This window comes from Streptomyces antnestii (assembly GCF_004005495.1).
GTDB lineage: Bacteria > Actinomycetota > Actinomycetes > Streptomycetales > Streptomycetaceae > Streptomyces > Streptomyces antnestii.
Genome location: NZ_RZYA01000008.1, coordinates 60,964 through 85,818 on the forward strand (window position 1 = coordinate 60,964; position 24,855 = coordinate 85,818).

A 24,855-nucleotide genomic window follows, 5' to 3' on the forward strand; every position below is an offset into this window, starting at 1 on the left:
TCGCCGAGGTGCTCAGCGGCTCCTGATCAGGTCCGCGGCGCGCTCGGCGACCATCATGATCGTGACCACCGGGTTGGTGGCCACGAGCTGGGGGAACACCGAGGCGTCCACGACACTCAGTCCGTCGACGCCTCGGACCGCGAGTTCCGGTGTCAGTACGGCGAGTTGGTCGTCGTCCGCGCCGATCCTGCAGGTGCCACTGACGTGGTAGACCGTCTGATGGGTCGCCCGCGCGACCTTGCTGATCTGCTCGTCCGTCTGGATGTCCGGGCCGGGGAAGACCTCCCGTACGAGCCACGACGCGAAAGGCTCCGCCTCCGCGATGCGCCGGGCCAGCCGGACGCCCGCGACGAGCACCGCCTCGTCCCGGCCCTCGAGGTCGGTGAAGTAGCGGTAGTCGATCGAGGGCGCCGCCTCGGGGTCGGCCGAGGTGATCCACACGCGGCCGCGCGAGGCCGGCCGGGCCACGTTGGGCGCGATGGACACGATGCGCTCCGGCAGCCGGGCGCCGTACGCCTCGGCGTGGACGGCCCAGGGCTCCACCGGGAAATGCATCAGGACGTCGGGCCGGTCGTGCGGCTCGGCGAGGCTCACCAGGGCGCCGGCGTCCCAGCCGCTCGCACACGTGGCCGGTGGCGAGGTCCGCAACTCCCAGACGACGAGCCCCTCGGCGTGGTCCATGAGGTTCTCCCCCACGCCGGGCAGGTCGACGACGACGGGGACGCCCGCGTCCTCCAGGACGGCGCGCGGTCCGATGCCGGACAGCTGCAGCAGGCGCGGCGTGTCGATCGCGCCGCAGCAGAGGATCACCTCGCGGCGCGCGGCGAACCGGACCTGCTCTCCCACGACGCGCGCGAGCACCCCGGTCGCGCGGCCGTCGACGACCTCGACGCGCTCCACGCGGGCGCCGAGCACGACGCTGAGGTTGGCGCGCGTGGCGCGCGCCGGGTGCAGGTAGTGGATGGACGTCGACGAACGGACGTTGCCCTGCGGCGTGTAGCCGACCTCGAAGAAGCCGGCGCCCTCGGCGCGTTCGTCAAGGCGGCCGTCGTTCCACGCGTCCTGCACGGGTACGTCGAGCGCGGTCGCCGCGGCGGCCACCATGTCGGCGACCATCGGGTTGCGGTCCGCGGTCGCGACGGGCTGGATCGGCGTCGGGAGCCGGTCGTAGTACGGCTGCACGACGGCCGGCTCCCAGCCGGCGGCGCCGCGCTCGACCCACTCGTCGAGGTCGGCGGCCAGGGTGCGCCAGGAGATCATCGTGTTGCCGTCGGAGCAGCCGCCGAGAATCCGCAGCCGGGCCTGGCGGATCGCCGAGTTCCCGCGCTCCTGCGGGACGCTGCGGTAGTCGAGGTCGTACTCGCCCTCGAGCATCTCCGCCCAGCGCCGCAGCTCACGGGCGCGCGGCTCGTGCTCGTCGTCGGGGCCCCATTCGAGGAGCGCGACGGTGACGTCGGCGTCCTCGCTCAGGCGCGCGGCGAGCAGGCTGCCCGACGTACCACCGCCGACGATCAGGTAGTCGAAGGCCGTGGCGTCGGCCATCACGCGACACCTTCCGTGGCCGCCTCCGCCACCACCGGGCTGTGGCCGGCGAAGCGGGCGAAGCGCTTCATCAGGAACAGGTAGAGCGGGCAGATCACCGCGAGTCCGATGATCCAGGAGATGTCGACGCCGCCGAGCTTCTCGGCCATCGGACCGGTGTACATCGCGGTGCTCAGGAAGGGGATCTGGACGAGGATGCCGAGGACATAGCAGGCGACCGCGATGAGGTTGAACTTGCCGTAGCGGCCGCCGTCCCGCTCGAACAGGGAGTCGATGTCGTACTCGCCGTGCTTGAGCGCGTAGTAGTCGACCAGGTTGACGGCTGTCCACGGCACGAGCACGCAGAGCAGCAGGAGCATGAAGTTGGTGAAGTTGACGAGGAAGTTGTCCTTGCCGGCCAGCGCCATGACGAGCGCGCCGGCGAAGAGGACGGCGGAGACCACCGCGCGGGCCGAGGCGCCGGGCACCCACTTCGGGAAGATCGTCTGGCCGACCGTGATGGTGGACAGCGCGCCGCAGTAGAGGTTCATCGCGTTGGTGCACGCGATGCCGATACCGAAGACCGCGATGACGACGCCGCCGACGCCGTGGGTCAGCTCCTGCAGGCCGGAGACCGTGTCGGCCTTGGGCAGCGCGGCGCCGACGAGGACGCCGAGGATCATCGGGAACAGCGAGCCGAGCACCGCGCCGGCGTACGTCGCCCAGAACGCGGGGCGCACGCCCGTGTCGCGGGGCATGTAGCGGGTGTAGTCGGAGACGTACGGCGCGTAGGCGATCTGCCAGAGCGCGGCCAGCGAGACCGTGCCCATGAAGCCGGCCACGGTGGCGCCGCCGGTGTGCAGCGCGCCGGTGGGCAGGTGGTGGACGCCGAGCATCCAGACGAAGGCGAGGACCATCACCACGCCGGAGACGAGGCTCATCAGGCCCGTCAGCGCGTGGATCATCCGGTAGCCGACGATCGCGCCGACGACGCTGACCAGTCCGATCAGGATGATCGCGAAGGTCTCGTCGATCCCGAACAGGCTGGAGACCGCCTGGCCGCCGAGGACCATGTTGGAGGCGAAGAAGCCGACGTACATGAAGATCACGAGGATGACGACGAGCAGGCTCCCGTACGAGCCGAACTGCGCGCGCGTCTGCAGCATCTGCGGGACGCCCATCTGTGGGCCCTGTGCGGCGTGCAGCGCCATCACCACGCCGCCGACGGCGTGGCCGACGACGAGGGCGATGAGCGCGGCCCAGACGGGCATTCCGTAGACGGCCGTCGCGACCACGCCGGTGGCCACGGTGAGCAGCATGATGTTGGAGCCGAACCAGATGGTGAACAGGTCGCGGGCGCGCCCGTGCCGCTCGGTCACGGGGATGTGGTCGATGGTGCGCTTCTCGACCCCCAGCGTGGTCTCGACCCCCGTCGTGGTCTCGACCGCCGTCGTGGTCTCGACCGGCATCGTGGTCTCGGCCGCCTGCGTGGTCTCGGCTGCGTCGTGCTGCATGGGAATTTCCCTTCAGGCCTGCCGGCTCCGGCGGTCGGCGCCGCAGTCGTGATGCCGGTCACGGTAGGCCCGCGCGCCGGTCGCCGACCAACAGCGGTTTTCGTTGCACTGCATCGCCAAATCAGATGTTCGGGCGCATTGACATCACCTTCGCCGAGACCCCTTGATGAGGCCGTTCACCCACATCTGTGAGGAGCACGTCTCATGCAGGACCGCGTCACCATCGGGTTGGTCCAGTGGCACGCCGTGCCCGGCGACCCCGCCGCCAACCTCGATACCGCGCTCGCACTGGTCGCCGAGGCCGCCGGCCAGGGCGCCGACCTTGTGGTCCTGCCCGAGTTGTGGGCGAGCGGGTACGACGCCCCGCGGCTCGGCGCGATCGTGGCCGCGGCGGCCGAGCCGGTCCCCGGGCCGCGCAGCGACCGGCTCGCCGAGGCCGCGCGCACGTACGGGATCTGGCTGTTCGCGGGTTCGGTCCCGGAGCTGGCCGACGGGGTGACGTACAACACCACGGTGGTGTACGGCCCCGACGGCGCCGTGGCAGGCCGCCACCGCAAGGCCCACCTCTACCGCCCGACCGCCGAGGACGCCGTCTTCGCCGCCGGCGACGAGGCCTCCGTCGTCGACACGGATCGCTTCGGCCGGATCGGCATGGCGACCTGCTTCGACGGCGACCACGCCGGGTACGCGCGGGCGCTGCGCGAGCGCGGCGCCCGCGTCGTCGTGATGCCTGCCGCCTACGAGGCCGGCGCCGAGCGCTGGTGGGACCTGCTCCACCCGGCGAACGCCCTCGCCAACGGCCAGTGGTGGATCACCGTCAACCAGGCCGGTGGCGAGGGCGACGCCGCCATGTTCGGGCGCAGCAGGGTGATCGCGCCCGACGGCACCGTGGTCTGCGAGGCACCCCGCCACGACGCCGGCGGGCCGAACGTCGTGACGTGCACCGTCGACCTCGCCGCGGGGATCGCCGACGCCGACACCCACAGCTCCGCCCTCTGGACCGACACCCGCCCCGAGCTCTACTGACCCGGCGGGAACCGGGACCGGCGCCGGGCGGGAGCGGTCCGTGTGACCGCGACGCGCCCGCGGACGGGCACCGATTTTCCTTGTGGGCCACGCACCCGTACCGTCAGATCGATGAGTGCCGCGTCGGACCGTGATCCATTTTTCGACAATGCCAAGTTCCTGCTGGTCGTCCTGGTCGCCCTGGGGCACAGCTGGGACCAGATCGCCGGCACGGACGCACTGCGCGCCCTGCACACGGTTGTGTACGGCTTTCACATGCCGGCGTTCGTCCTGCTCTCCGGATACTTTTCCCGGAGCTTCAGCTTCCGGCCCGGCCAGGTGCGCAGACTGACATCAGGTGTTCTCGCCCCCTACCTGATCTTCGAGACGATCTACTGTGCCGTGTACGCGGAGGTCCGCGGCACCCCGTTCTCGATCACCCCCACGGCGCCGCTCTATCTGCTCTGGTTCCTGATCGCCCTGTTCGTGTGGCGGCTGACCGCGCCGATGTGGAAGGCCGTGCGCTTCCCTGTCGCCGTCGCCGTGGTGATCTCGCTCGCCGCCGGCATGACCAAGATGAGCTACGACCTGGCGCTGCCGAGGGTGCTGATGTTTCTGCCGTGGTTCGTGCTCGGGCTGCGGATGCGCCCCGAGCACTTCGCGCTCCTGCGCACCAGGACCGCCCGCGTCTGCGCGCTGCCCGCGATCCTGGTCGCCCTCGCGGTCGCGTACGTCCTCGCGCCCGGCCCGGACGACAACTGGCTGTCCATGTTCGTCGGCTACGGCGAGTTGGGCGTCTCGCCGGGCACATACCTCGCGGTGCGGCTTGTCCTGTTCGCCGTGAGTGCGGTTCTGGTCGCGGCCTTCTTCGCGCTCGTGCCGCATCGCAGGACGTTCTTCACCACGTTGGGTGCGGTCACGCTCTATCCGTATCTGCTGCACGGCCTGCTGATCCGCCTGGGCGAGGGGGCGGGCGCCTTCCCGCCTCTGCAGGCCCACGGGTTGCCGGGCGAGGCGCTCCTGAGCCTGTGTGCGATCACCGCCGTGTTCCTGCTGTCCACACCGCCGGTTCGCAGGCTGACCAGGCCGCTCGTCGAACCGCGCTTCCCTCGATGGCTGATCCCGAAGGACAGCGGCCAAAAGGCTCCCGCTGAGCAGGCGTCCACGGACGAGAGGAAGCCGGAAGGCAGCGAGACCGGCCTCGCTGTCTCTGGTGCGATGGCGCAACGCCGCTGACCGTCGGCGACGGTCGGGACGCAACCGGCCGGCCCACCCTGGGCAGTTGAGTTCGGTTCGATGAGCAACGGCGGTCACGAGGTTCTGCCGGTGCTTGAACGCGCCGACGTAGGCGGTCTGTTGGGATTCGGGAGTTCGCCGCAGGCTTGGCATCGGACACATCGATGCGCCATGCAGGGACTTCACGCGATTATGGGAAGATTCGGTGAAACAGTAGTAGATTCCGCAGACGGCGGCATCGCCCTGCGGGCTCTTGCAGCAGCCCGGCTCCTCGTCATCAGCAGCCCAGCGAAAGGCCGCCCATGAAGCGAACGTTCACGTTGACCACCGCACTGGTCGTCACCGCGCTGTCGATGACCCCGGCGCACGCAGCGGTCAAGAAGGCCAAGCCCCCACTCAGCTGCGAGTCCCGGACGTTCACCTCCAGCCCGGGCCCGCGCTTCAACAATCCGGAGGACCCCGCGGCCCAGATGAAGATCATGGGCCCGATCATCGACTCGATCAACAGCGCAAGCTGCGGGCAGACCATCCGCGTCGCCATGTACTCGATCAGCTCCGCACAGCCGGGTCCGGACTTCGCCAACGCCCTGATCGCCGCGCACCAGCGCGGCGTCATCGTCAAGGCGCTGATGGACGCTCACAGCGACAACGCGATCTGGCAGTCGCTGGTCACCGAGCTGGGCAACGACCCGAAGGCCTCCAGCTTCGCCGCGCTGTGCCCCGGCGCCTGTCTGTCCCACTTCGGCGGCTCGTCCCTGCACGCGAAATACTACATGCTCAGCGGCGGGCTCGAGGCGAACAGGACGGTGACCGTCAGCAGCGCCAACCCCACGTCCGCCCAGGCCAACACCGCGTGGAACAGCAGCGCCACCGTCAAGGGCAACGTCGACCTGTACAACTCCTACGTCCGCTACTTCACCGCCATGTCCAAGGGCGCGATCTACGGCCCGGGCCCGCTGGCACCCGACTACTACAACTCCACCAGCGCCACGGCCGCACGGACGACACTGTCCCCGCCCTCCTACCAGTGGCCCAAGGCGCGCACCAAGAGCGACACCTGGGTCGACTTCCTGAACAACATCAAGGCGCCGGCCACGATCAACATCGCCATGTTCGAGTGGACCTCTCACGGGCAGCCGGGCGACCGGAACTATCTGGAACTGCCGAAGAAGCTGGTGAGCCTGGCGCAGACCGGCGTCAAGATCCACATCCTGATCACCGCCGGCCAGGTCGACGACAGCGTGCAGAACTACCTCAAGAACCGGCCGAACATCGACGTGCACGACACCACCCACGGCACCGACGCGAACGGCAACGCCCTGCACTACACGCACGACAAGTACATGATGGTCAGCGGCGGTTACGCGGGTACGGCCGACTCCAGACTCGTGTTCGTCGGTTCCTCGAACTGGACGACCAACGGCGTCTGGCACAACGACGAGTCGGACCTGAAGCTGACCGGCCGGTCCAGCTACGACACGTTCATGACGGACTGGCAGAGCCAGTACGACCACTGCTGCGGGACCGTGGCACGGCAGTTGAGCTCCGAGGAGCGCGCCGAGAACCGGGCACGGGAGATTCCGATCGATCCGAGGCAGATCCAGGAATAGACGGCACTCTGCCGCCGGGCCGCCGTAGTCGTCCGTGAACCTTCCCCGCGTTGTCCGTGAACCATCCCGGAGTTGTCCGTGATCGGTAACGGACGCATCCATGGCGCCGAACGTCTCGTCCTGCCCTGTGAACGCAAGGTGGTCGGGGCCGGTGAGGCACTGCGCGAAGGGGACGGGCATGGGGCGGCGGAGCAGCAGGCGGGGCTGGAACAGCACATTGGTCGGGGCCGCGCTCGGGGTGACGCTGCTCGCCACCGGCGCCTCGGTGTGGACCGCGCAGGCCGGTGCCGCGGACGGTCCGTCACCGGAGGCGGCGGCCCCGGCCACACCGGCCGGTGACATGCGACCGACCGCGGTGACCATCGCACACGCCTCGGACGCGGGGACCCGCGGCGTCAACATCACCATCGACGACGGCCCTGACCCCAGGTGGACCCCTCAAGTACTCGACGTGCTGCGGGAGTACGGAGTGAAGGCCACCTTCTGCATGGTGGGCCCGCAGGCCCAGGCACACCCGGACCTCGTGAAGAAGGTCGTCGCGGCGGGGCACCGGTTGTGCGACCACTCGGTGTCGCACGACACCACCATGGACAAGAAGTCCGAGGCCTACCAGTCGCAGCAGATACTCGACGCCGAACGCATGATCACCAAGGCCTCCGGGGGCGTACGGCCGATGTACTACCGGGCCCCCGGCGGAGCCTTCACCCCTTACAGCCGTAAGCTCGCCGCTTCCCGGGGCATGCGCCCGCTGGGCTGGAACGTGGACAGCAAGGACTTCGAACGTCCGGGTACGGACACCATCGTCGCCACCGTCGAGCGGGAGCTGCCCAACGGGCCGACGCTCCTCTTCCACGACGCGGGCGGCGACCGCACCCAGACCGTCGAGGCCCTGCGCCGCGTTCTCCCCCAACTCAAGGAACAGGGATACACCTTCGGTTTCCCGGTGCGCTGAGCCTCGCCCCCGGCTCGGTTCCCGGTCACCGGCCGCACGGCGCGCCGGTGTGCCTCCAGTCAGGTGGCCTGGCGCCCGGGCACGCGCGCAATTCCGGGGCCGGAGGCCTGGTCTGATTACGGTGCGTGGATGGCGACTCCTGAGCAGACGCGTCTCGCACTGGTCCTCAACGGCGGCGTCAGCCTCGCCGTCTGGATGGGGGGCGTGACGCACGAGATCGACCTGCTGCGGCGGGCGTCCCGCGGGCTGCGGTCCGGTCGGCCGGAGTCCGTCGCCCCGGCCGACCAGGCGTGCTTCGAGACGTGGCAGCGGGTGATGCGGCAGGCGCACACACAGGTCCTTGTGGATGTCATCGCGGGCACGTCCGCGGGCGGGCTGAACGGATCACTGCTCGCGGCGGCCATCGGCCGGGGTACGGCACTGCCTGATCTCCGGAAGACCTGGCAGGAGGCGGCGGCGCTCACGGACGACCGGCTGCTCGGGCATCCGTCGTACAACAGCGTTCTCGACGGACGGTACTTCGAGGACGAGATCGGGAAGATCCTGCACGGGATGAGCGGGAACCAGGGCGACGCCGAGCCGGTGACGCTCTTCGTCACCGCGACCGCGCTCGACGGCCTGCCCGAGTATCTCCGCGACGGTTTCGGAGGCCAGTTCCAGGTCGCCGACCACCGCCGGATCTACAAGTTCCAGCACGATCCGTGTGCCGTGGTCTTCCGGAAGGCCGGTGCCGAGTGCGATGTGTGGAAACCGGAGACCCATGCGCGCAGGGACTTCCTCGACGAGAAGGTCCTGGACCGGCTCCGGCTCGCCGCGCGTGCCTCGGCCGGATTCCCGGTGGCTTTCGCGCCGGTGGACGAGTCACCGCTCCTTGGGCAGCGCGTGCGGCCGGCCCCGGAGATCCCGAGCCAGGGCCGTGACCGCGCCAGCTGGATCGTCGACGGTGGGCTGCTGAACAACGCCCCCTTCGAACCGGTCCTGGGTGCCATCGGAGACCGGCGCGTGGACGGGCCCGTGCGGCGCATCGTCGTCTACATCGTGCCCTCCACCGGAGTCGCCGAGCGGCACACGGAGACCAGGCCGCCGTGCAAGGCGACGGAGTGGCCGTCGGTGCTCGGCACGGCCGTCAGCTACCCGCGGGAGGCCGACTTCCGCAACGGGACGGCCGAACTCCTCGCTCTGATGAACCGGCAGTCGTTCGACCGGCATCTGGAGCTTTACGTCCGCCAGATCGAGCCGACCCACGAGCCTGAAACGGACCCCCGCGTCGAACTGCACAAGCTGTCCGAGACCCTCTTCCCCGAGTACCTCAGGAGCCGGATCAGCGGCGCGGTGTGGAAGGTGCGGCAACTGCGCGAGGAGGGACGCGGCGTACGTTCCCTGGTGGGCATCCCGCAGGCGGAGGACATCGACGACATTCTGCGCCACGGCCGCCGGCCCTCCTGGGTACCAGAATCCAAGAGCGCCCTGGAGAACCCGGCGTGGCGGCCGTGGGTGTGGGGCGTCAGCGTGGCCGAACGCCTGATGTGGACCCTCGTCGGCGACATCGAACGACGCCTGAGGGCCAATGCCGCGGGGCAGGATTCCCCGCGGTGCGCGCCGGACGAGGACGTGGCCGACGCCCGGCGCAGGGACCAGTCCGCCCTCACCGACGCGCTGAACGGGCTGAGTTCCTGCGTCCGGACGGTGCGGGCGGTCCAGGACACCGTCTTCGCCCTGATCCGCAACGCGACGGAGGCCGGCGGAGCCCCGGCCGACCGGCTCGACCCGGAGCAGGGTCCCGTCGCTCTGCTCAACGCCGTCTATGAGCAGCTCGGGCTCGAGGATGTGCTGGGCGAGCAGGTGCACAGCGCCGTCAAGGCGTACGCGGACGCCCTGCGCAAGGTCAAGGGCCCCGCAGTGTCGGGCCTCGGGGAAGTGGAGATCCTGCGCTTCTGTCTCATCGCGGAGGTGGTGGCGCGGGCGTTCTCCTCCCCGGAGGAGTTGGTGGAGCACACTCCGCAGTTCGAGTTCCTGCGCCTTGGCCCGGACGACCACAGCCCCGTCTTCCCGCTGGACAAGTACGCGCCTCTCGGCGACCGCAAGCTCTACGGCATCCGGCTCAACCACTTCGGCGCGTTCGTCAGGCCCGAGTGGCGTGCCTCCGACTTCACCTGGGGGCGGCTCGACGCCTCCCACCATCTGCTGCGGCTGTTCATCCCGGACCACCAGGAACGGCGGCTCGTCGAGACCGAGTTGCACGAGGCCATCCTCCGGGCCGAGATCGGCAAGGAGCAGATGGGCCGCAATCTCGACGAGCTGGCGGAGCCCGACGACTCGCTGCTGTTCCAGCGCTACCTGGACACCAGGAACGGGCGGCACACGGCCGGCCGGATGGTGGAGGCGGTGCTGGGCATCGTCGTGGGCAAGGGATCTTCGGACAGCGGCGTCAAGGCCGAGGCCGGCAAGGTCATGTTCCGGCGGGCGTTCGGCCGCCGGGTCGAGGCATGGCAGTGGTCGGGGCCCTCACGCCTGGTCTGCTCCCCGGCGCGGTGGCTGTGGTGGTGGAGGGTCAGAAGGGATCCGGCGACCGCCATGCGGACCACTCTGTGGGCGGCCATGCTGGCCCTGGTTTCGGCGATGGCCGGCGCCTTCGGACTGTCGGTCCTCGTCCGGTACCTGTGGGAGAGCGACTGGAGCTGGACGTTGCAGCTGGCCACCGCGGCGGCGGGTATGGCTGTGCTTCTCGGCCTGGAGTTCATCGTCACCGGCCTCTTCTGCTGGGCCGCCAGACACCTCCGACAGTGACACGCCTCAGGGAGCCTCTCGTGCTCCGGGGACGTCACCGGGTCGACAGCGTCCGGGCCCTGCGGAATTCGCCGCGGGCTAGCAGGGAGAACGTCAGTGTGGCGCACAGCGCCACGGCGACGACGGTCCACTCCAGTGCTCCGCTGTGCTGGTCAGGGTCCACTCCGAAGACTGCCTCGATCCAGTTCGGCCAGATCAGCGTCACCAGGAAGAGCAGTCCGCACAAGCCGGCGGCCACGGACTCGATCCGTCCCCGCAAACGCACGTCTCGTATCTTTGAGGCAAACACAGCATCACCGTCACCTTCGATGAGTGCCAGGTCGAGGTCGAGGACGGGTCAGACCGCCGACAGGTCGATCCGGAACATGCCGCGGCCGTGCGTGGCGCTGACGAGGGTCTCGTCCATCCAGAACAGCTGGTCGACAGAGCAGTTGGTGGGCCCCTCGTTGGTCGCCGACCAGTTCGCTCCGCCGTCCTCGCTGGCGAAGAGCCCGACCTCCGTACCGCAGTAGAGCAGTTCGGTACGGCGCGGATGGATGGCGACGGCCCGGATCGGAACGTCCGGCAAGGTCTCGGCGAGCTGGGACCACTGGGCGCCGCCGTTGTGGGTCACCCAGAGGTTGTCCGGTTCGAACCCGCCGAAGGCGACGTAGACGGTGTCCGGGTCCACCGGGTCGATGGTGATGCAGGTGAGATAGCGCCGCGGCCGCAGCGGGCTCGGTCCGGTCGCCCCGACCGTGCTCCACGTCGGCGTCGCCGCCGTGCCGTTGGCGGTACGGAACAGCATGCCGTTGACGTGTCCCACCCAGATCAGGTCCGAGTTGCCGAGTGCCACCGCGAGCGCGCTGATGTTGGCTCCGGCGCTGGGTTTGACGGACTGCCAACTGGGCCCCGACGTCGGCGTGTTGGTCTCCTTGGCGTTGTTCGTCCGCCACAGCGACAGACCGCCGGCGAGCAGTCGGTCCGAGTTGTTCGGGTCCATCATGAACGGCGCGATGAAGAGCGCCTTGTTGGTCATGGCGTCGGAGATGCGGAAGGGCGGCGGCTTCCAGTCCCACTCCCTGAGGTCGCCGTTCCAGAACTGACCGCTGATGTACCGGTCGCCCCCGGTGTCGTCACTGGTGCCGCCGTCGGTGTTGCGATGGATGTTCAGGAAGACGTACTCGCCGTAGAACACGTCGGGGTCGGCCGGGTCCGCGGCGCACCAGCCGCCGTCGCCGCCGAAGATCTGCTGCCAGCCCTCGGTGCCCCGGGCCGGGTCGAAGCAGATGGTGCCGTTGTCCTGTGCACCGCCGACGATCTTTCCGCTGAGCCGGTTGCCGGCACCGGAGTAGAACTGGGTGACACCGTAGTTGTTGTCCAGCTCGGTCCAGCCCTTGACGAACGGCGGTTCCTGCTCGGTGCCGGTCCGTGCCAGGTCGTCCGCCTTGAACACTCCGCCGTCGTTCCCGAAGAAGACCGTCCGGTTGCCGGTCCCGTCATAGGAGGGGTGCGAGACGATCGCGTGGTGGTCGGCATGCACCGACCGGGCGTCCCACCAGGTGCTGATCTCGGCGATGTGGTCGCCGCCGTCGGTGCTGCGCCACAGATCGACGCCGCCGAGCACGACGAGGTTCTCGTCCGTCGGATCACCGGCCCACACCGAGTTGCCGTACCAGCCCTGGTCTCCCAGGTAGTCGGCCACATGGCCGCTGGAATCGAGGGTCTTACGGGGCTGATAGGTCGCGCCGCCGTCCGTCGAGCGGTAGATGCGGCCGCTGGTCATCTGGACCGACGCGTAGACGACGTCGGGGTTCCTGGCCGCGTAGGCGAGTTCCACCCGGCCCGACCACGGACCGTGCGTCGTCGCCTTCCAGGTGCGCCCACCGTCCGCGCTGACGAAGGCCTCACCGGCCTCCAGCGCGCCGGCGACGGCCCGGCTGCCGTCGGTGGGGTCGAACAGGACGGTGCCGAGGGGGACGTCCAGGACCTGTGTCCACGTCTTGCGCTCCGCGTCGGAGCAGCGGAACAGTCCGCTCGCGGTGGCCGCGAGGACCACCTCGCCGGTGGAGGAGACCGCGATCCGGGTCACGGCGCGGAAGTCGTCGGTCTGGGTGGCGGTGAGGGGCTCCCAGTTGACGCCGTCAGTGGTGCGGAAGACGCCGTTGCCACGCAGGGCGTCGGCGTTGGAGAAGCCCTCGCCGGTGCCGGCGTAGAGCGTCGTCGGGTCGCTGGGGTCCATGGCCAGGCAGGAGCAGGCCAGGTTGCCGAGGAAGTCGTCGACGGGAGTCCACGCTCCGCCGCCGTCCTTGCTGTGCCACACCCCGCCGCCGGAGCTCGCGGCCCAGATCTTCCGCGCGTCCTGGGGATCGATCACGATGCCGCGGGTGCGGCCGCCGATGTTGCCCGGGCCGAGCCACTCCCATCGGGCGAGCTGCATCCCGGCCGTCGGGGTCGGGCGTCCCGCGATTCCCTCCGCGGTCAGACCGGTGGGCACACCCGCGGTGTGCTGGGGCGGGGCCTCTCTGGCCGTCAGGAGTGTGCGCATCCGGTCACGCGCGGTTCCCTGGGCGTGTGCCGGAATGGTGCCGTCGTCGCTACGCTCCTGTTCGAGCCTGAAGAGCCGTCGCGCGTTGGGCAGATCGGGATAGTTCAGCCGGCGCAGCGCCCGCCGTATCGCCGTGTCCGGCAGTCCCTGGAGGGTCTCGTTCGTCGCGCCGCGGCTCCTGCGCAGCAGCTGTACCTGTTCGACCCTGATGTTCTTGGCCTGCGCCAACTGTTCATCGGAGATGGCCATGTCGCCCCCTGAGGATGCGGTGAAGCTCACCTGAACCTGATGATCCGCGTCCCGGCCCGAGCCCAAGGGCTCACTACCATCGTCCCCCCGGGGGCCGGGGGACGCCAACTCGAACATCTCGTTCCGACGGGCTACAGGCCGAGGTCGCGGCCGACGATCTCCTTCATGATCTCGGTGGTGCCGCCGTAGATGGTGCTGATGCGTGAGTCGAGGTAGTCGTGGGCGATGCGGTACTCGAGCATGTAGCCGTAGGCGCCGTGGAGTTGGAGGCAGCGGCCCACGATGTCCACGTACCTCTCGGTGGCCCAGAACTTCGCCGCCGCCGCGTCCACGGCCGTCAGTTCGCCGCGGGAGTGCCGCCTGAGCAGGTCGTCGAGGTGGCTACGGCCCACGCGGGCGGTGGTGACCATGTCGGCCAGCTCGAAGCGGGTGTTCTGGAAGGAGCCGATCGGCTTGCCGAACGCCTTGCGCTGCTTGACGTAGTCCAGGGTGCGTTCGAGGACGCCCTCGATGGAGGCCAGGGCGTTGGCGGCGATCGAGATGCGTTCCTGGGGGAGGTTGCGCATCAGGGCCTTGAAGCCCGCGCCTTCCTCGCCGAGCAGGTTGGTGGCGGGCACACGGACGTCCTGGAAGTACAGCTCGCTGGTGTCCTGGGCGTGCAGGCCGACCTTCTCCAGGTTGCGGCCGCGGGAGAAGCCGGGCCGGTCGGCCTCGATGACCAGCAGGCTGATCCCGCCGTGCCGGTCCGGGCCGGTCCGTACCGCGGTGACGACGAGGTCGGCGTTCTGGCCGTTGGAGATGAAGACCTTGCTTCCGTTGACCACGTAGTCGTCGCCGTCGAGGAGGGCGGTGGTGGCGATGCCGGCCAGGTCACTGCCCGTGCCGGGTTCGGTCATCGCGACCGCGACGATGAGCTCCCCGGTGGCGATCCCGGGCAGCCAGCGGGCCTTCTGCTCGTCGTCGGTCAGGTCGGTGAAGTAGGGCACGACGATGTCGTTGGACAGGCCCACCCCCGCGAGTCCGTCCGATGCGGGATGGCGCGAGAACTCCTCGCCGATCACCGCGTTGAAGCGGAAGTCGGTGACGCCGCCGCCTCCGTACGCCTCGGGGATGCTGAAGCCGAGGATGCCCGCGCGGGCGGCCTCCCGGAAGAGCTCACGGTCGACCTTGCCCTCGGCCCGCCACCGCTCCGCGTGCGGCGCGGCGTGCTTGTCGGCGAACGCGCGGGCCGTGTCCCGCAGCAGCTCGTGCTCGTCGTCGTAGAGGGACCGCTGGGCGGAGATCGCACTCGTCATCCGGACACCACTCCTGACAGTGACTGAAGGCCGTACAGAAGCCTTGCCGACCGTGGCACGCGTCGATATGTTAATCAAAAATCACACCCATGGACAACCTTGATTACCTTCTCGATCGTCCAACTCGCAAGCAGAGTAGGTGAGTCAAGGACAGTCCGACCTGCTTGGAAGTGGGTAAGTGCATGGGAAATATCAGCAGAAGAAGGGCTCTGTCGTTGGGTGCCGCGCTTGGCCTGGCGAGTGTGGCGTCCGCGCCCAAGGCGTGGGCCTGGTCGTCCCTCGGCTCGCTCGCCGGCACCGACGCGGTCACCGACCCGTTCCAGGTCTGGGACCCCGAGCCGGACCAGGTCGCCGCGCGGCTCCTGGCCGACGGGGTGATCCCGGCGGTCAACACTGCCTGGCGTTCCTGGGTTGACAACTCCGACCCTCTGCCGTCCGGCATGCCGGGCTATCTGACCAGCTACCTGCAACAGGTCAACCGACTGCCGTCGTGGGCCGACGCCGACCTGCTCGCCGCGTCCGAGCGCTACTACAAACGTCTGGCCTCGTACCTGTTCGTCTCCCAGAGCCTGGGCAGCGGGATCATGAGCACCGTGATCCCGCGGGAGGCCAGGGCGGTCTACTGGTCCGCGGGCGGCGCCGACATGAAGGAACGCGCGGCCAAGACGTTCACCTTCGGCTACGACCTCAACTCGGAGACCGCCTGGCAGCCCACCGGGCACTTCATCGTCACCGCCAACAAGACCCGCCTCGTGCACTCGGTGGTACGCAACCTGCTGCCGACCTCGGCGCGCTTCATGGCGACCGCGGACCAGCCGAAGCCGATCAGCAACGGTGACATCCTGCGCACCTTCCACTCGGTGGCCACGTTCGCGCACAGCAACCTGCTCAAGTGGGGCATCCGTCTCTCGGCGGCGGAGCAGGAGGCGGACCTGCACGCCTGGCAGGTCGCCCTCCATCTGCTCGGTGTGCAGAAGCAGTTCATCCCGGCGAGCTGGGCCGCCGCGCAGGACCAGGCGACACAGCTGCTGTGGCCGGACCTCTCCCCCACCGACGAGGGAACCAGCCTGGCCGAGACGCTGCTCGGCTACATCACCGACCCCACCCTGGGTCTGGACACCGGGTTCGTCCACGAGTTCGTGCGCTATCTGCTCGGCAACGAGATCGGCGACTGGCTCGGGCTTCGCCGCGACTGGGCGCAGGCGGCCCTGATCCGGGTCGAATGGCCGTTGTACGTCGCCTTCCGCGAGGGGACGTCGAGTGTGCTGCCCGGCAGTGGCTACCTGTTCGACCAGGCCCTGCGCGGCATCGCGATGCTGTACCTCAGCAACGGCACCTCCGCCACGCAGACCCCGGTCACGCTCCCGGCCGCGAACAGGCCCGGCGCCTGAGCCGAGACCCCACCCGCACGACGCCCCGCACCCGCCCCGCGGCGTGGGGCGTCGCTACGGAGGTGGCCACGGAGGTAGCTACAGACCCAGCTACGGACGCAGCTACAGCCCCCGCTACGAACCCCAGCTACAGACCCAGCGCCTGAACGACCAGTGTGGTGACTCCGCTCCGATGCTCCGGCGTGTCCTGCCAGTGCAGCCTGCGGCCGGCCTCGACCACCACGCCGAACCCCGCGTGCAGCAGGACCCGGGCCTGACGTGGGTCCAACTCCGGGCATGCAAGGCGCAGTTGCCGTTCCCATACGGCGATGTGCTCGCGCTGCGCGAGGATCAGGGGCTGCCGCAGGTCCTCCGGCAGGCCGGCGACCTCGGCTTCGGCGACGCTGATGAGCGCGGTGTGCTCGAAGCTGTAACCGACGTACGCCGCGGCCAGCGCGACCACCGCGTCGCGCGGGTCGGTCACCTCGCCGAGGCTCCGGTCCACGGCCTGCGCGAGGAGTCCCGCCGCCTGCAGACAGGCCGCCACCAGTATGTCCACCTTGGTGGCGTAGTGACGGTAGAGCGCGGACGGGGCGAGCCCCACCGCCTCCGCGATCTGCCCGTTGGTGACCTTGGCGAACCCGTCCCGGGCGAACAGCGGGATCGCGGCGGCCAGGATCTCCGCCCGTCGCGTACGCGGCACGGGCCGGGCGGGCAACTCGACGGAGTGCGGGGCGCGTACGGCCACCGCGGGCGCGGTCGCCGCGACGCGCAGGGCGGAGGCCAGCAGTACCTCCTCCAGTCGCCGCCTGGCGATCGCGTTGTGATGCTGGGTGATGGAGCCGATCACGCCGAGCGCCGCCACGGCACGCAACTGCGCGTCAGGCAGCGGGTGTTCGCGCCGGACCACCTCGGTCACCCGGCCGACGACACGGGCGAACTTCCCCCTGAGGAGCCGCCGGTCCCCGGCTTCGAGGTAGCGCGCCTCCCAGCGGTACAGGCCCCCCGACGCGCGATGCTCCACGGCGACCCGGGTGACGGCGCCGAGCACCTCCGCCAGGTCCGCGTCGGACGGCACCTCTTCGAGCGTGGCGACGAGCCGGTCCACCATGACGTTCGCGCATTCGGCGAACAGCGCGTACTTGTTGGGGAAGTGCCGGTAGAGGGCCGTGGCGGTGATGCCCACGGCGGCCGCGATCTCCTCCATGGACGCCGCGTGGTAGCCGCGCTCGCTGAACACCCGGCCGGCCGCACCGACGATCAGCTGCTTGCGGTTGCGCGGGCGCGTGGCCGCGATCGACTCGGCCGTCACCGGCTGGAGGAAGGACGCAGAGACAGGACCATGCCCACCAGTCAATCACACGGCGCCGGACGGCCCGAACCCGTCTCGCGCCTCCGTCCTCACGTGACTCGCCGTTCACATCCCATGTGATTTTTCATTAACAAAGGGCTTCTTGGGCGGTGCCGCCGCAGGCATAATGGCCACCGCTTCCCACCTCACCTCACCCCGCCCCATCCGGAACCCGAGGAGTGGCATGTCCACCGTCACGGCTCCCGCCTGGTCCTTCCGGCACCACTGGATGGCGCAGGTGGCCACCCACGCGACCATGCGACCCGACAAGCCCGCGCTGCGTCACCTCGGGGCCACCACGACCTGGGCCGAGCTCTCGCGGCGGTCGCTGCGACTGGCTGCCGCGCTCTCCGCCCGCGGCGTCGGCGAGGACGACAGGGTGGCCATGCTGACGCTCAACCATCCGTGGTTCGTGGAGAGCGTGCTGGCGGCGAACAGCCTGGGCGCCATGGCAGTCCCGCTCAGCTTCCGGCTCGCGCCCCTCGAACTCGGCTACATCCTGGCCGACTGCACCCCGTCCGCCATAGTCGTCGACGCCCGCCTCCTGCCACTGCTCCGTGCCGTCCCGGCCGCCGCAGCCATCGGCACGGTCATCGTGATCGGCGAGCCCGGCACGGACGAGGGGCAGGTCGAGGCGGGGCAACTGAGCGCCTATGAAGGGCAGTTCGCGTACGAAGACCTTGTCGCCGCACACGAGCCGATCGAGCTGCCCGACATCGCCGAGGAGTCCACGGCGCTGATCATGTACACCTCGGGCACCACAGGGCAGCCGAAGGGGGTGCTGCTGTCCCACCGCAACCTGCAGGTGCAGGCGATCACCTGCATCCGGGCGATGGAGATCTTCGACGACTCCGACGTCGCCTTCCTGACGGCACCCTTCTTCCATATCGCGGGCCTGGGTTCCATCGTCGCGAACATCCTGGTCGGCAGCACCGTCGTGATCCACCCGCTCGGGGCCTTCGACCCGCGGGCCGTCCTCGACGCGTACGAACGCGAGGGCGCCACCGTGGTGTTCAACGTGCCGCAGCAGTGGGACCTTCTCTGCGCCCAACCCGGCATCGAGAAGCGGGACTTGAAGCTGCGCGTCATCAGCTGGGGCGCCGCGCCCGCGAGCGACGCGACGCTGCGCGCCATGGGTGAGGCGTTCCCGAACGCCCTGAACGTCGCCGTGTTCGGCCAGACCGAGACCTCGCCGATCACCTGTGTCCTGCGGGGGAAGGACTCCCTGCGCAAGCTCGGCTCGGTCGGCCGGCCGATCCCCACCATCCAGTACCGCATCGTCGACGCGGCCATGAACGACGTACCCCTGGGCGAAGTCGGCGAGATCGTCTACCGCGGACCGACGGTGACCCAGGGGTACTGGCAGAAGCCGCAGGAGACCGCGGACGCCTTCGAAGGAGGCTGGTTCCACTCCGGCGACCTGGTCAGGATGGACGAGGAGGGCTTCGTCTGGGTGGTCGACCGCAAGAAGGACATGATCATCAGCGGCGGCGAGAACATCTACTGCGCCGAGCTGGAGAACGCCATCGCCGATCACCCGTCGGTGCGGGAGGTCGCGGTGATCGGCCGCTCCGACGAGCGCTGGGGCCAGATACCGGTCGCGTTCGTCACCCTCGCACCGGGAGCCGGTCTGTCCCTGCCGGAGCTCACCGGATTCCTCGACGGCAGGCTCGCGTCCTTCAAGATGCCCAAGGACCTCGTGACCACCGAAGGGCTCCCCCGCAACGCGGGCGGAAAGGTCGTCAAGCACGCGCTGCGCACCCAGGACGAGAGCCGGCGCGACGAAACGTCCTAGGGCCTGTCCGACCCTGATCCGCCGGACATGCCCTAGCCGAACCCCATCTCTGAGGACGGTCCCATGCAGCTCGACCCCCGCCAGCAGGCGGCGCTCACCGCGATCTGCGACACCTTCGCCCCGGGGGACGGTGCGGCGATCCCGTCCGCCGGCGCGATCGGGGCGGCATCCGTCGCCGAGTCCCTCGTACGCGACCTGCCGCGCGCCCGCGACCGCAAACAGCTCGCCACCTTGCTCTCCCTGTGGGATTCGAGGCTGACGGGACTGTTCCTGGGCGCGGGCGGACGCCGGTTCTCAGACCTGACGCCGCGCGCCCGCGAGGAACTCATGCTCCGTATGGGCGACGCGTCATCGGAACGCAAGCGCGTCCTTTTCCAGGCCCTGCGCTCCCTGGCGACCTCGGCGTACCTGCTCGCCCCGGGGGCGAGCGGCACCTCACCGGTCTGGGAGGCCATCGGCTACCCAGGCCCCCTGGGCAAACGGCCGGACGCCCCACGCCCGCATCTCACACCGCTGTCACCGGCGGCCGACACCACGCTCGACTGCGATGTCGTCGTGGTCGGCTCCGGCGCCGGAGGAGGTACCGCGGCGGCGGTCCTCGCCGGCGCCGGTCTCGGCGTGGTCGTGCTGGAACGCGGCGGGTACTTCGACGACGCCGACTTCGACGGCGGCGAACAGTCAGGCCTCAAGAACCTGTACGCGTCCGGTCCTTCGGCCACCGCGGAGGGCCAGATCGCACTCGTCGCGGGGTCCTGCCTCGGCGGCGGAACGGTCGTCAACTGGACGACGTCCTTCCCCACTCCCGACGGGATCCGCGCCGAGTGGGCGGCCCTCGGCGCCCCGCAGTTCGCGCAGAAGGAGTACACGGAGGCGATCGAGGCCGTCATGGGCCGGCTGTCCGTGAACAACGACCACAGCACCGCGTCGGCCCGCGACGCCGTGCTGGAGCGCGGCCTGCGCGCCCTCGGCTGGCACGTCGACGCGATGCCGCGCAACGTGGTGGGGTGCGACATGGGCACCGACTGCGGCCGCTGCGGATACGGCTGCCGGCTCGGGGCCAAACAGTCCGTCACGAAGACCTGGCTCGCGGACGCCGAGGCCGCCGGCGCGCGCCTGGTCGTCAACACCACTGTCCGTACGGTCGAGTTGAAGCAGGGCCGTGCCGTCGGCGTCCGCGGGGTCACCCCGGCCGGGCACTCCGTCACGGTGCGGGCCCGCGCCGTCGTCGTGGCCGCGGGCGCCGTACAGACCCCCGCCCTGCTGCGTCGCTCCGGTTTCACGGACCAGGCCATCGGGCGGTACCTGCGCCTGCATCCCGCAACGGCGGTGTGGGGCGTCTTCGACGAGGAGATCCGCCCCTGGGAAGGCGGGCTGCAGACCCGCTACTCCCGCGAACACAGCGATCTCGACGGACACGGCCACGGGGTCATCTACGAGACCGGGCCCGGCAATCCCGCCGCCCTTCAGGGCTTCATGAACTGGCGTGGTGCGGCCGCCCACCTCACCGCCCTCAAGGACCTGGGCCACACCGCGGGAGTCGGCGTCATCACCCGCGACCGCGACAGCGGCGTCGTCAAGGTCGCACGCGACGGCGAACCGGTCCCGCACTACCGCCTCTCGGACCACGACGCCGCACACCTGCACGCGGGAGTCGAGGGCGCCGCCAGGATCCTGGCCGCCGCGGGAGCGCGCCGCATCTCCTCGGCCCACCAGTCAGGGCCGTCCTACGAGCCCGGCCGGAGCGGTTCCTACGAGGAGTTCACCGCCGCTTGCCGCAACTCCGGTTACCAGCCGGGCCGTTGCGCTATCGCCGCTCTGCACATCATGGGCACGGCGCGCATGGGCGGCTCCCGCAGGACGAGCGCCACCGACCCGGACGGCGCGACCTGGGAGGTGCCCAACGTCGTGGTCGCCGACGCCTCCTGCTTCCCCACCTCGTCCGGCGTGAACCCGATGATCTCCATCGAGGCCATCGCGTACATGAACGCCACCAGACTGGCGGACCGGCTTCGCCGCCCGGCCTGATCAAACTACAGCCCCGTTCAGGGGGTTGGCGTTGCGGGCTCTCACCCCTACCGTTGAGTAGAACATGAGTCGCCCTCACATTTAAGGATCAAGGCGATGACCCTTGCTCACCCTCCACGCCACAGACTCAGATCCCTCCCGGTGGTCCTTCTGCTCCTCACCGCGATGGCCCTGGTGCTCGGCCCGGTGCCCAGCTCCGCGGCGGACCAGAACTGGTGGGATCCGACCGCGCGCCCCACCCCCGACGCCCAGATCAACGTCACGGGCGAGCCCTTCAAGGGCACCGACGCCCAGGGGAACGTACGAGGCTACGTCGACGCCCACGACCACATCATGGCCAACGAGGGCTTCGGCGGCCGTCTGATCTGCGGCAAGCCGTTCTCGGAACAGGGCGTGGCCGACGCGCTCAAGGACTGCCCCGAGCACTACCCCGACGGCTCACTCGCCATCTTCGACATGATCACCAAGGGCGGTGACGGCAGGCACGACCCGGTCGGGTGGCCCACGTTCAAGGACTGGCCCGCCCACGATTCGCTGACCCACCAGCAGAACTACTACGCGGGAATCGAGCGGGCCTGGCGTGCGGGCCAGCGCGTGCTGGTCAACGACCTGGTCACCAACGGCGTGATCTGCTCGGTCTACTTCTTCAAGGACCGCAGCTGCGACGAGATGACGGCCATCCGCCTCGAAGCGCAGAAGTCGTACGACATGCAGGCCTTCATCGACAAGATGTATGGAGGGCCGGGCAAGGGCTGGTTCCGGATCGTCACCGACAGCGCCCAGGCCCGGGAGGTCATCAAGCAGGGAAAACTGGCCGTCGTCCTGGGAGTCGAGACCTCCGAACCGTTCGGCTGCAAGCAGGTCCTGGACAAGGCGCAGTGCAGCAAGGAGGACATCGACCGCGGCCTCGACGAGCTGTACAAGCTGGGTGTGCGCAGCATGTTCCTGTGCCACAAGTTCGACAACGCCCTGTGCGGGGTGCGCTTCGACTCCGGTGCCCTCGGTACGGCCATCAACGTCGGCCAGTTCCTGTCGACCGGCACGTTCTGGAAGACGGAGGACTGCCGCGGCCCGCAGCACGACAACCCCATCGGCAACGCGCCGGCACCGCAGGCGGAGAAGGAGCTCCCCAAGGGCGAGGAGGTCCCCACGTACGCCTCGGGCGCGCAGTGCAACACCCGCGGCCTGACCGACCTGGGTGCCTACGCGGTGCGCGGCATGATGAAGCGCAACATGATGCTGGAGCTCGACCACATGAGCGTCAAGGCCGCGGATCAGGCCTTCGACATCATGGAGTCGGAGTCGTACCCGGGCGTCATCTCCTCGCACAGCTGGATGGACGCGGGCTGGACCGAACGCCTCTACAAGCTCGGTGGGTTCGCCGCCCAGTACATGAGCGGCTCCGCGGGGTTCTCCGGGGAGGCCAGGAGCAAGGAGGCGCTGCGCGAGAAGTACCACGTCGGCCTGGGCTACGGCACCGACATGAACGGCGTCGGCGGCTGGCCGGCCCCGCGCGGCGCGGACACCCCGAACCCGGTGAAGTACCCCTTCCGCAGCACGGACGGCGGCTCGCTGATCGACAAGCAGATCACCGGCGAGCGCACCTGGGACTTCAACACCGACGGCGGCGCGCACTACGGCATGGTCCCGGACTGGATCGAGGACATCCGGATCGTCGGGGGCCAGAAGGTCGTCGACGACCTCTTCTCGGGCGCCGAGTCCTACCTCCGCACCTGGGGGAACACCGAGAAGTACAAGCCCGGCAAGAACCTCGCCGCGGACGCCGTGGGCGCCTGGGCGTCCTCGTCGGAGTGGTGGAACCCGATCGAGAGCTTCCAGCCCGGCAGGGCGATCGACGGCGACACCGGCACCCGCTGGGCCAGCGAGTGGAACGACGACCAGTGGCTGCGGATCGACCTCGGATCGACTCAGCCGGTCGGCCGCGTCACCCTCGACTGGGAGCGGGCGTACGCGAAGTCGTACCGCGTCGAGCTGTCGGACGACCGCACGAACTGGAGGACGGTGTGGTCCACGGATACCGGTGACGGCGGCCTGGACACGGCGCGTTTCGCCGGAACCCAGGCACGCTACGTACGCATCAAGGGACTGGAGCGCGGCACTCAGTGGGGCTACTCACTGCGGGAGGTGGGCGTCTACGCCGACTGAACGGCCGGCGTGACGGCACCCACGGCCGGGTCCGGCCGGATCAACTCCCTTGATCCGGCCGGGCCCGGTCGATCGGGCCGATTGGGCCACCCTGCGCACCCGCGCGGTGCGGGTCAGCCGCGCTGGGTGGCGATCAGGTCCCGGTACCAGGCGTAGGAGGCCTTGGGGGTGCGGACCTGCGTGGCGTGGTCGACATGGACCAGGCCGAACCGCTGGTGGTAGCCCTCGGCCCACTCGAAGTTGTCGGTGAGCGTCCAGGTGAAGTAGCCGCGTACGTCGACGCCTTGCCCGACGGCGTCCGCGATGGCCCGGATGTGGCCGTCGAGGTAGGTGATCCGGTCGGCGTCGTCGACCCGGCCGTCCACCACCTCGTCGGCGACCGAGCAGCCGTTCTCGGTGATGTAGACCGGCGGGAGTTTCGTGCCGTACCGCTGCCGCAGCTGCACCAGCAGCTCGCGCAGGCCGTCGGGGACGACCGGCCAGCCGAACGCGGTCTTCGGTACGCCGTCGATCGGTGCCTCTTCGAAGGGCAGGCCGAGGTCGGCCGTGGGCGCCGCCATCCGGGACGGGTTGTAGTAGTTGATGCCGAGTGCGCTCAGCGGGGTGGAGATGATCTCCAGGTCGCCGGGACGGACGGCGCCGCCGAGATCGTCCGGGACGCCGTACGCGCTCAGGTCGGGGTAGCGGCCGAGGAGGACCGGGTCGAGGAAGAGGCGGTTGTGCAGGGTGTCGTAGGCGTCGGCGGCCGCGCGATCCTCGGGGCTTTCGGTGGCCGCGTGTACGGGGGTGCAGTTGTTGGCGAGCAGGACCTCGTCGGCATCGGTCAGCCGCGCCGCCGCGAGGCCGTGCCCCAGCAACTGGTGGTGGGCGGCGGGCAGACAGTCGAACATGAGGGCCCGGCCGGGCGCGTGCTGGCCGGTGCCGTAGCCCCAGACCGTATGGACGAACGGCTCGTTGAGGGTGATCCAGCGCCTGACGCGGTCGCCGAGCGCGTCGGCCATGATCTCGGCGTAGTCGGCGAAGCGTTCGGCGGTGTCGCGGTTCAGCCAGCCGCCCTCGTCCTCCAGCGCCTGGGGAAGGTCCCAGTGGAACAGGGTCGGGGTCGGCGCGATCCCGTGCTCGAGGAGTGCGTCGACCAGCCGGTCGTAGAACGCGACGCCCTTGGGATTGACCGGTCCGTGGCCGTCCGGCTGGATCCGGGACCAGGCGATCGAGAACCGGTATCCGGTCAGGCCGAGGCCGGCCATCAGCGCGACGTCCTCGGCGTAGCGGTGGTAGTGGTCGCAGGCCGCTTCGGCGGTGTGCCCGTCACGGATCACGCCGGGCCGCGCCGTGAACGTGTCCCAGACCGAGGCGCCCCGGCCGTCCTCCCCGGTCGCCCCTTCGACCTGGAAGGCCGCCGAGGACACGCCCCAGACGAACGACGAGGGGAGCTTCAGACGGGTGGTCATG

At 69.7% G+C, this 24,855-nt stretch carries 16 protein-coding genes; 9 read left to right on the forward strand and 7 right to left on the reverse strand.

Annotation, left to right across the window (positions count from 1 at the left end; translation table 11 throughout):
* Positions 1-12: 12 nt before the first annotated feature.
* Positions 13-1,542: a GMC family oxidoreductase gene (locus EOT10_RS18500; RefSeq protein WP_127829343.1), complete on the reverse strand. Its 1,530-nt coding sequence runs from the start codon at positions 1,540-1,542 to the stop codon at positions 13-15.
* The gene (locus EOT10_RS18505) at positions 1,542-3,035 is read right to left on the reverse strand and encodes a purine-cytosine permease family protein (RefSeq protein WP_223281053.1); all 1,494 of its coding nucleotides are present in this window, start codon (positions 3,033-3,035) and stop codon (positions 1,542-1,544) included. Before EOT10_RS18505 ends, EOT10_RS18500 begins: the two co-directional genes overlap by 1 nt.
* A gap of 204 nt (positions 3,036-3,239) precedes the next feature.
* Between EOT10_RS18505 and EOT10_RS18510 the strand changes: the two genes are divergently transcribed.
* From EOT10_RS18510 to EOT10_RS18530, 5 genes are all read left to right on the forward strand, one after another.
* Positions 3,240-4,061 (forward strand): carbon-nitrogen hydrolase family protein, encoded by an 822-nt coding sequence (locus EOT10_RS18510; protein WP_127829344.1) that lies wholly within the window; start codon positions 3,240-3,242, stop codon positions 4,059-4,061.
* Positions 4,062-4,172: 111 nt separating this feature from the next.
* The gene (locus tag EOT10_RS18515; RefSeq protein WP_127829345.1) at positions 4,173-5,276 is read left to right on the forward strand and encodes an acyltransferase family protein; all 1,104 of its coding nucleotides are present in this window, start codon (positions 4,173-4,175) and stop codon (positions 5,274-5,276) included.
* Positions 5,277-5,578: 302 nt separating this feature from the next.
* The gene (locus EOT10_RS18520; RefSeq protein WP_127829346.1) at positions 5,579-6,886 is read left to right on the forward strand and encodes a phospholipase D-like domain-containing protein; all 1,308 of its coding nucleotides are present in this window, start codon (positions 5,579-5,581) and stop codon (positions 6,884-6,886) included.
* A 178-nt stretch (positions 6,887-7,064) separates the two neighbouring features.
* Positions 7,065-7,838 carry a polysaccharide deacetylase family protein gene (locus EOT10_RS18525; RefSeq protein ID WP_127829347.1) on the forward strand — a complete coding sequence of 258 codons (774 nt, stop codon included), beginning with the start codon at positions 7,065-7,067 and terminating at the stop codon, positions 7,836-7,838.
* A 129-nt stretch (positions 7,839-7,967) separates the two neighbouring features.
* Positions 7,968-10,625 (forward strand): DUF3376 domain-containing protein, encoded by a 2,658-nt coding sequence (locus tag EOT10_RS18530; RefSeq protein WP_127829348.1) that lies wholly within the window; start codon positions 7,968-7,970, stop codon positions 10,623-10,625.
* A gap of 34 nt (positions 10,626-10,659) precedes the next feature.
* Here EOT10_RS18530 and EOT10_RS18535 read toward each other — a convergent pair whose 3' ends face one another.
* From EOT10_RS18535 to EOT10_RS18545, 3 genes are all read right to left on the reverse strand, one after another.
* Positions 10,660-10,863: an ABC transporter permease gene (locus EOT10_RS18535; protein ID WP_223281054.1), complete on the reverse strand. Its 204-nt coding sequence runs from the start codon at positions 10,861-10,863 to the stop codon at positions 10,660-10,662.
* Between the two features lie 99 nt (positions 10,864-10,962).
* Entirely contained in the window at positions 10,963-13,401 is a 2,439-nt protein-coding gene (locus EOT10_RS18540; RefSeq protein WP_127829350.1) for a WD40/YVTN/BNR-like repeat-containing protein, read from the reverse strand.
* 131 nt (positions 13,402-13,532) lie between these two features.
* The gene (locus EOT10_RS18545; RefSeq protein ID WP_127829351.1) at positions 13,533-14,696 is read right to left on the reverse strand and encodes an acyl-CoA dehydrogenase family protein; all 1,164 of its coding nucleotides are present in this window, start codon (positions 14,694-14,696) and stop codon (positions 13,533-13,535) included.
* Positions 14,697-14,911: 215 nt separating this feature from the next.
* On the opposite strand from EOT10_RS18545, the gene EOT10_RS18550 reads away from it, so the two are divergent.
* A complete protein-coding gene (locus tag EOT10_RS18550) occupies positions 14,912-16,087 on the forward strand; it encodes an oxygenase MpaB family protein (RefSeq protein ID WP_431313300.1) in 1,176 nt (391 codons plus the stop codon).
* 127 nt (positions 16,088-16,214) lie between these two features.
* Here EOT10_RS18550 and EOT10_RS18555 read toward each other — a convergent pair whose 3' ends face one another.
* Positions 16,215-17,378: a TetR/AcrR family transcriptional regulator gene (locus EOT10_RS18555; RefSeq protein ID WP_127829353.1), complete on the reverse strand. Its 1,164-nt coding sequence runs from the start codon at positions 17,376-17,378 to the stop codon at positions 16,215-16,217.
* Positions 17,379-17,601: 223 nt separating this feature from the next.
* Here EOT10_RS18555 and EOT10_RS18560 point away from each other — a divergent pair, with 223 nt between their 5' ends.
* From EOT10_RS18560 to EOT10_RS18570, 3 genes are all read left to right on the forward strand, one after another.
* Complete coding sequence (locus EOT10_RS18560; protein WP_127829354.1) at positions 17,602-19,212, forward strand: long-chain-fatty-acid--CoA ligase; 1,611 nt, start codon at positions 17,602-17,604, stop codon at positions 19,210-19,212.
* A gap of 63 nt (positions 19,213-19,275) precedes the next feature.
* Positions 19,276-21,237, forward strand: a complete 1,962-nt coding sequence (locus tag EOT10_RS18565) for a GMC family oxidoreductase N-terminal domain-containing protein (protein ID WP_127829355.1) — start codon at positions 19,276-19,278, stop codon at positions 21,235-21,237.
* 96 nt (positions 21,238-21,333) lie between these two features.
* Positions 21,334-23,403 (forward strand): galactose-binding domain-containing protein, encoded by a 2,070-nt coding sequence (locus EOT10_RS18570; RefSeq protein ID WP_189491756.1) that lies wholly within the window; start codon positions 21,334-21,336, stop codon positions 23,401-23,403.
* 113 nt (positions 23,404-23,516) lie between these two features.
* On the opposite strand, the gene EOT10_RS18575 is transcribed toward EOT10_RS18570, so the two are convergent.
* Complete coding sequence (locus EOT10_RS18575) at positions 23,517-24,854, reverse strand: GH1 family beta-glucosidase (protein WP_127829357.1); 1,338 nt, start codon at positions 24,852-24,854, stop codon at positions 23,517-23,519.
* Position 24,855: the final 1 nt, after the last annotated feature.

Coding starts and splice junctions, on each gene's coding strand:
- EOT10_RS18540 (WP_127829350.1), bottom strand. CDS start 13,401: ATGGCCATCTCCGATGAACAGTTGGCGCAGGCCAAGAACATCAGGGTC.
- EOT10_RS18525 (WP_127829347.1), top strand. CDS start 7,065: ATGGGGCGGCGGAGCAGCAGGCGGGGCTGGAACAGCACATTGGTCGGG.
- EOT10_RS18545 (WP_127829351.1), bottom strand. CDS start 14,696: ATGACGAGTGCGATCTCCGCCCAGCGGTCCCTCTACGACGACGAGCAC.
- EOT10_RS18570 (WP_189491756.1), top strand. CDS start 21,334: ATGACCCTTGCTCACCCTCCACGCCACAGACTCAGATCCCTCCCGGTG.
- EOT10_RS18520 (WP_127829346.1), top strand. CDS start 5,579: ATGAAGCGAACGTTCACGTTGACCACCGCACTGGTCGTCACCGCGCTG.
- EOT10_RS18515 (WP_127829345.1), top strand. CDS start 4,173: ATGAGTGCCGCGTCGGACCGTGATCCATTTTTCGACAATGCCAAGTTC.
- EOT10_RS18510 (WP_127829344.1), top strand. CDS start 3,240: ATGCAGGACCGCGTCACCATCGGGTTGGTCCAGTGGCACGCCGTGCCC.
- EOT10_RS18560 (WP_127829354.1), top strand. CDS start 17,602: ATGTCCACCGTCACGGCTCCCGCCTGGTCCTTCCGGCACCACTGGATG.
- EOT10_RS18500 (WP_127829343.1), bottom strand. CDS start 1,542: ATGGCCGACGCCACGGCCTTCGACTACCTGATCGTCGGCGGTGGTACG.
- EOT10_RS18575 (WP_127829357.1), bottom strand. CDS start 24,854: ATGACCACCCGTCTGAAGCTCCCCTCGTCGTTCGTCTGGGGCGTGTCC.
- EOT10_RS18530 (WP_127829348.1), top strand. CDS start 7,968: ATGGCGACTCCTGAGCAGACGCGTCTCGCACTGGTCCTCAACGGCGGC.
- EOT10_RS18565 (WP_127829355.1), top strand. CDS start 19,276: ATGCAGCTCGACCCCCGCCAGCAGGCGGCGCTCACCGCGATCTGCGAC.
- EOT10_RS18505 (WP_223281053.1), bottom strand. CDS start 3,035: ATGCAGCACGACGCAGCCGAGACCACGCAGGCGGCCGAGACCACGATG.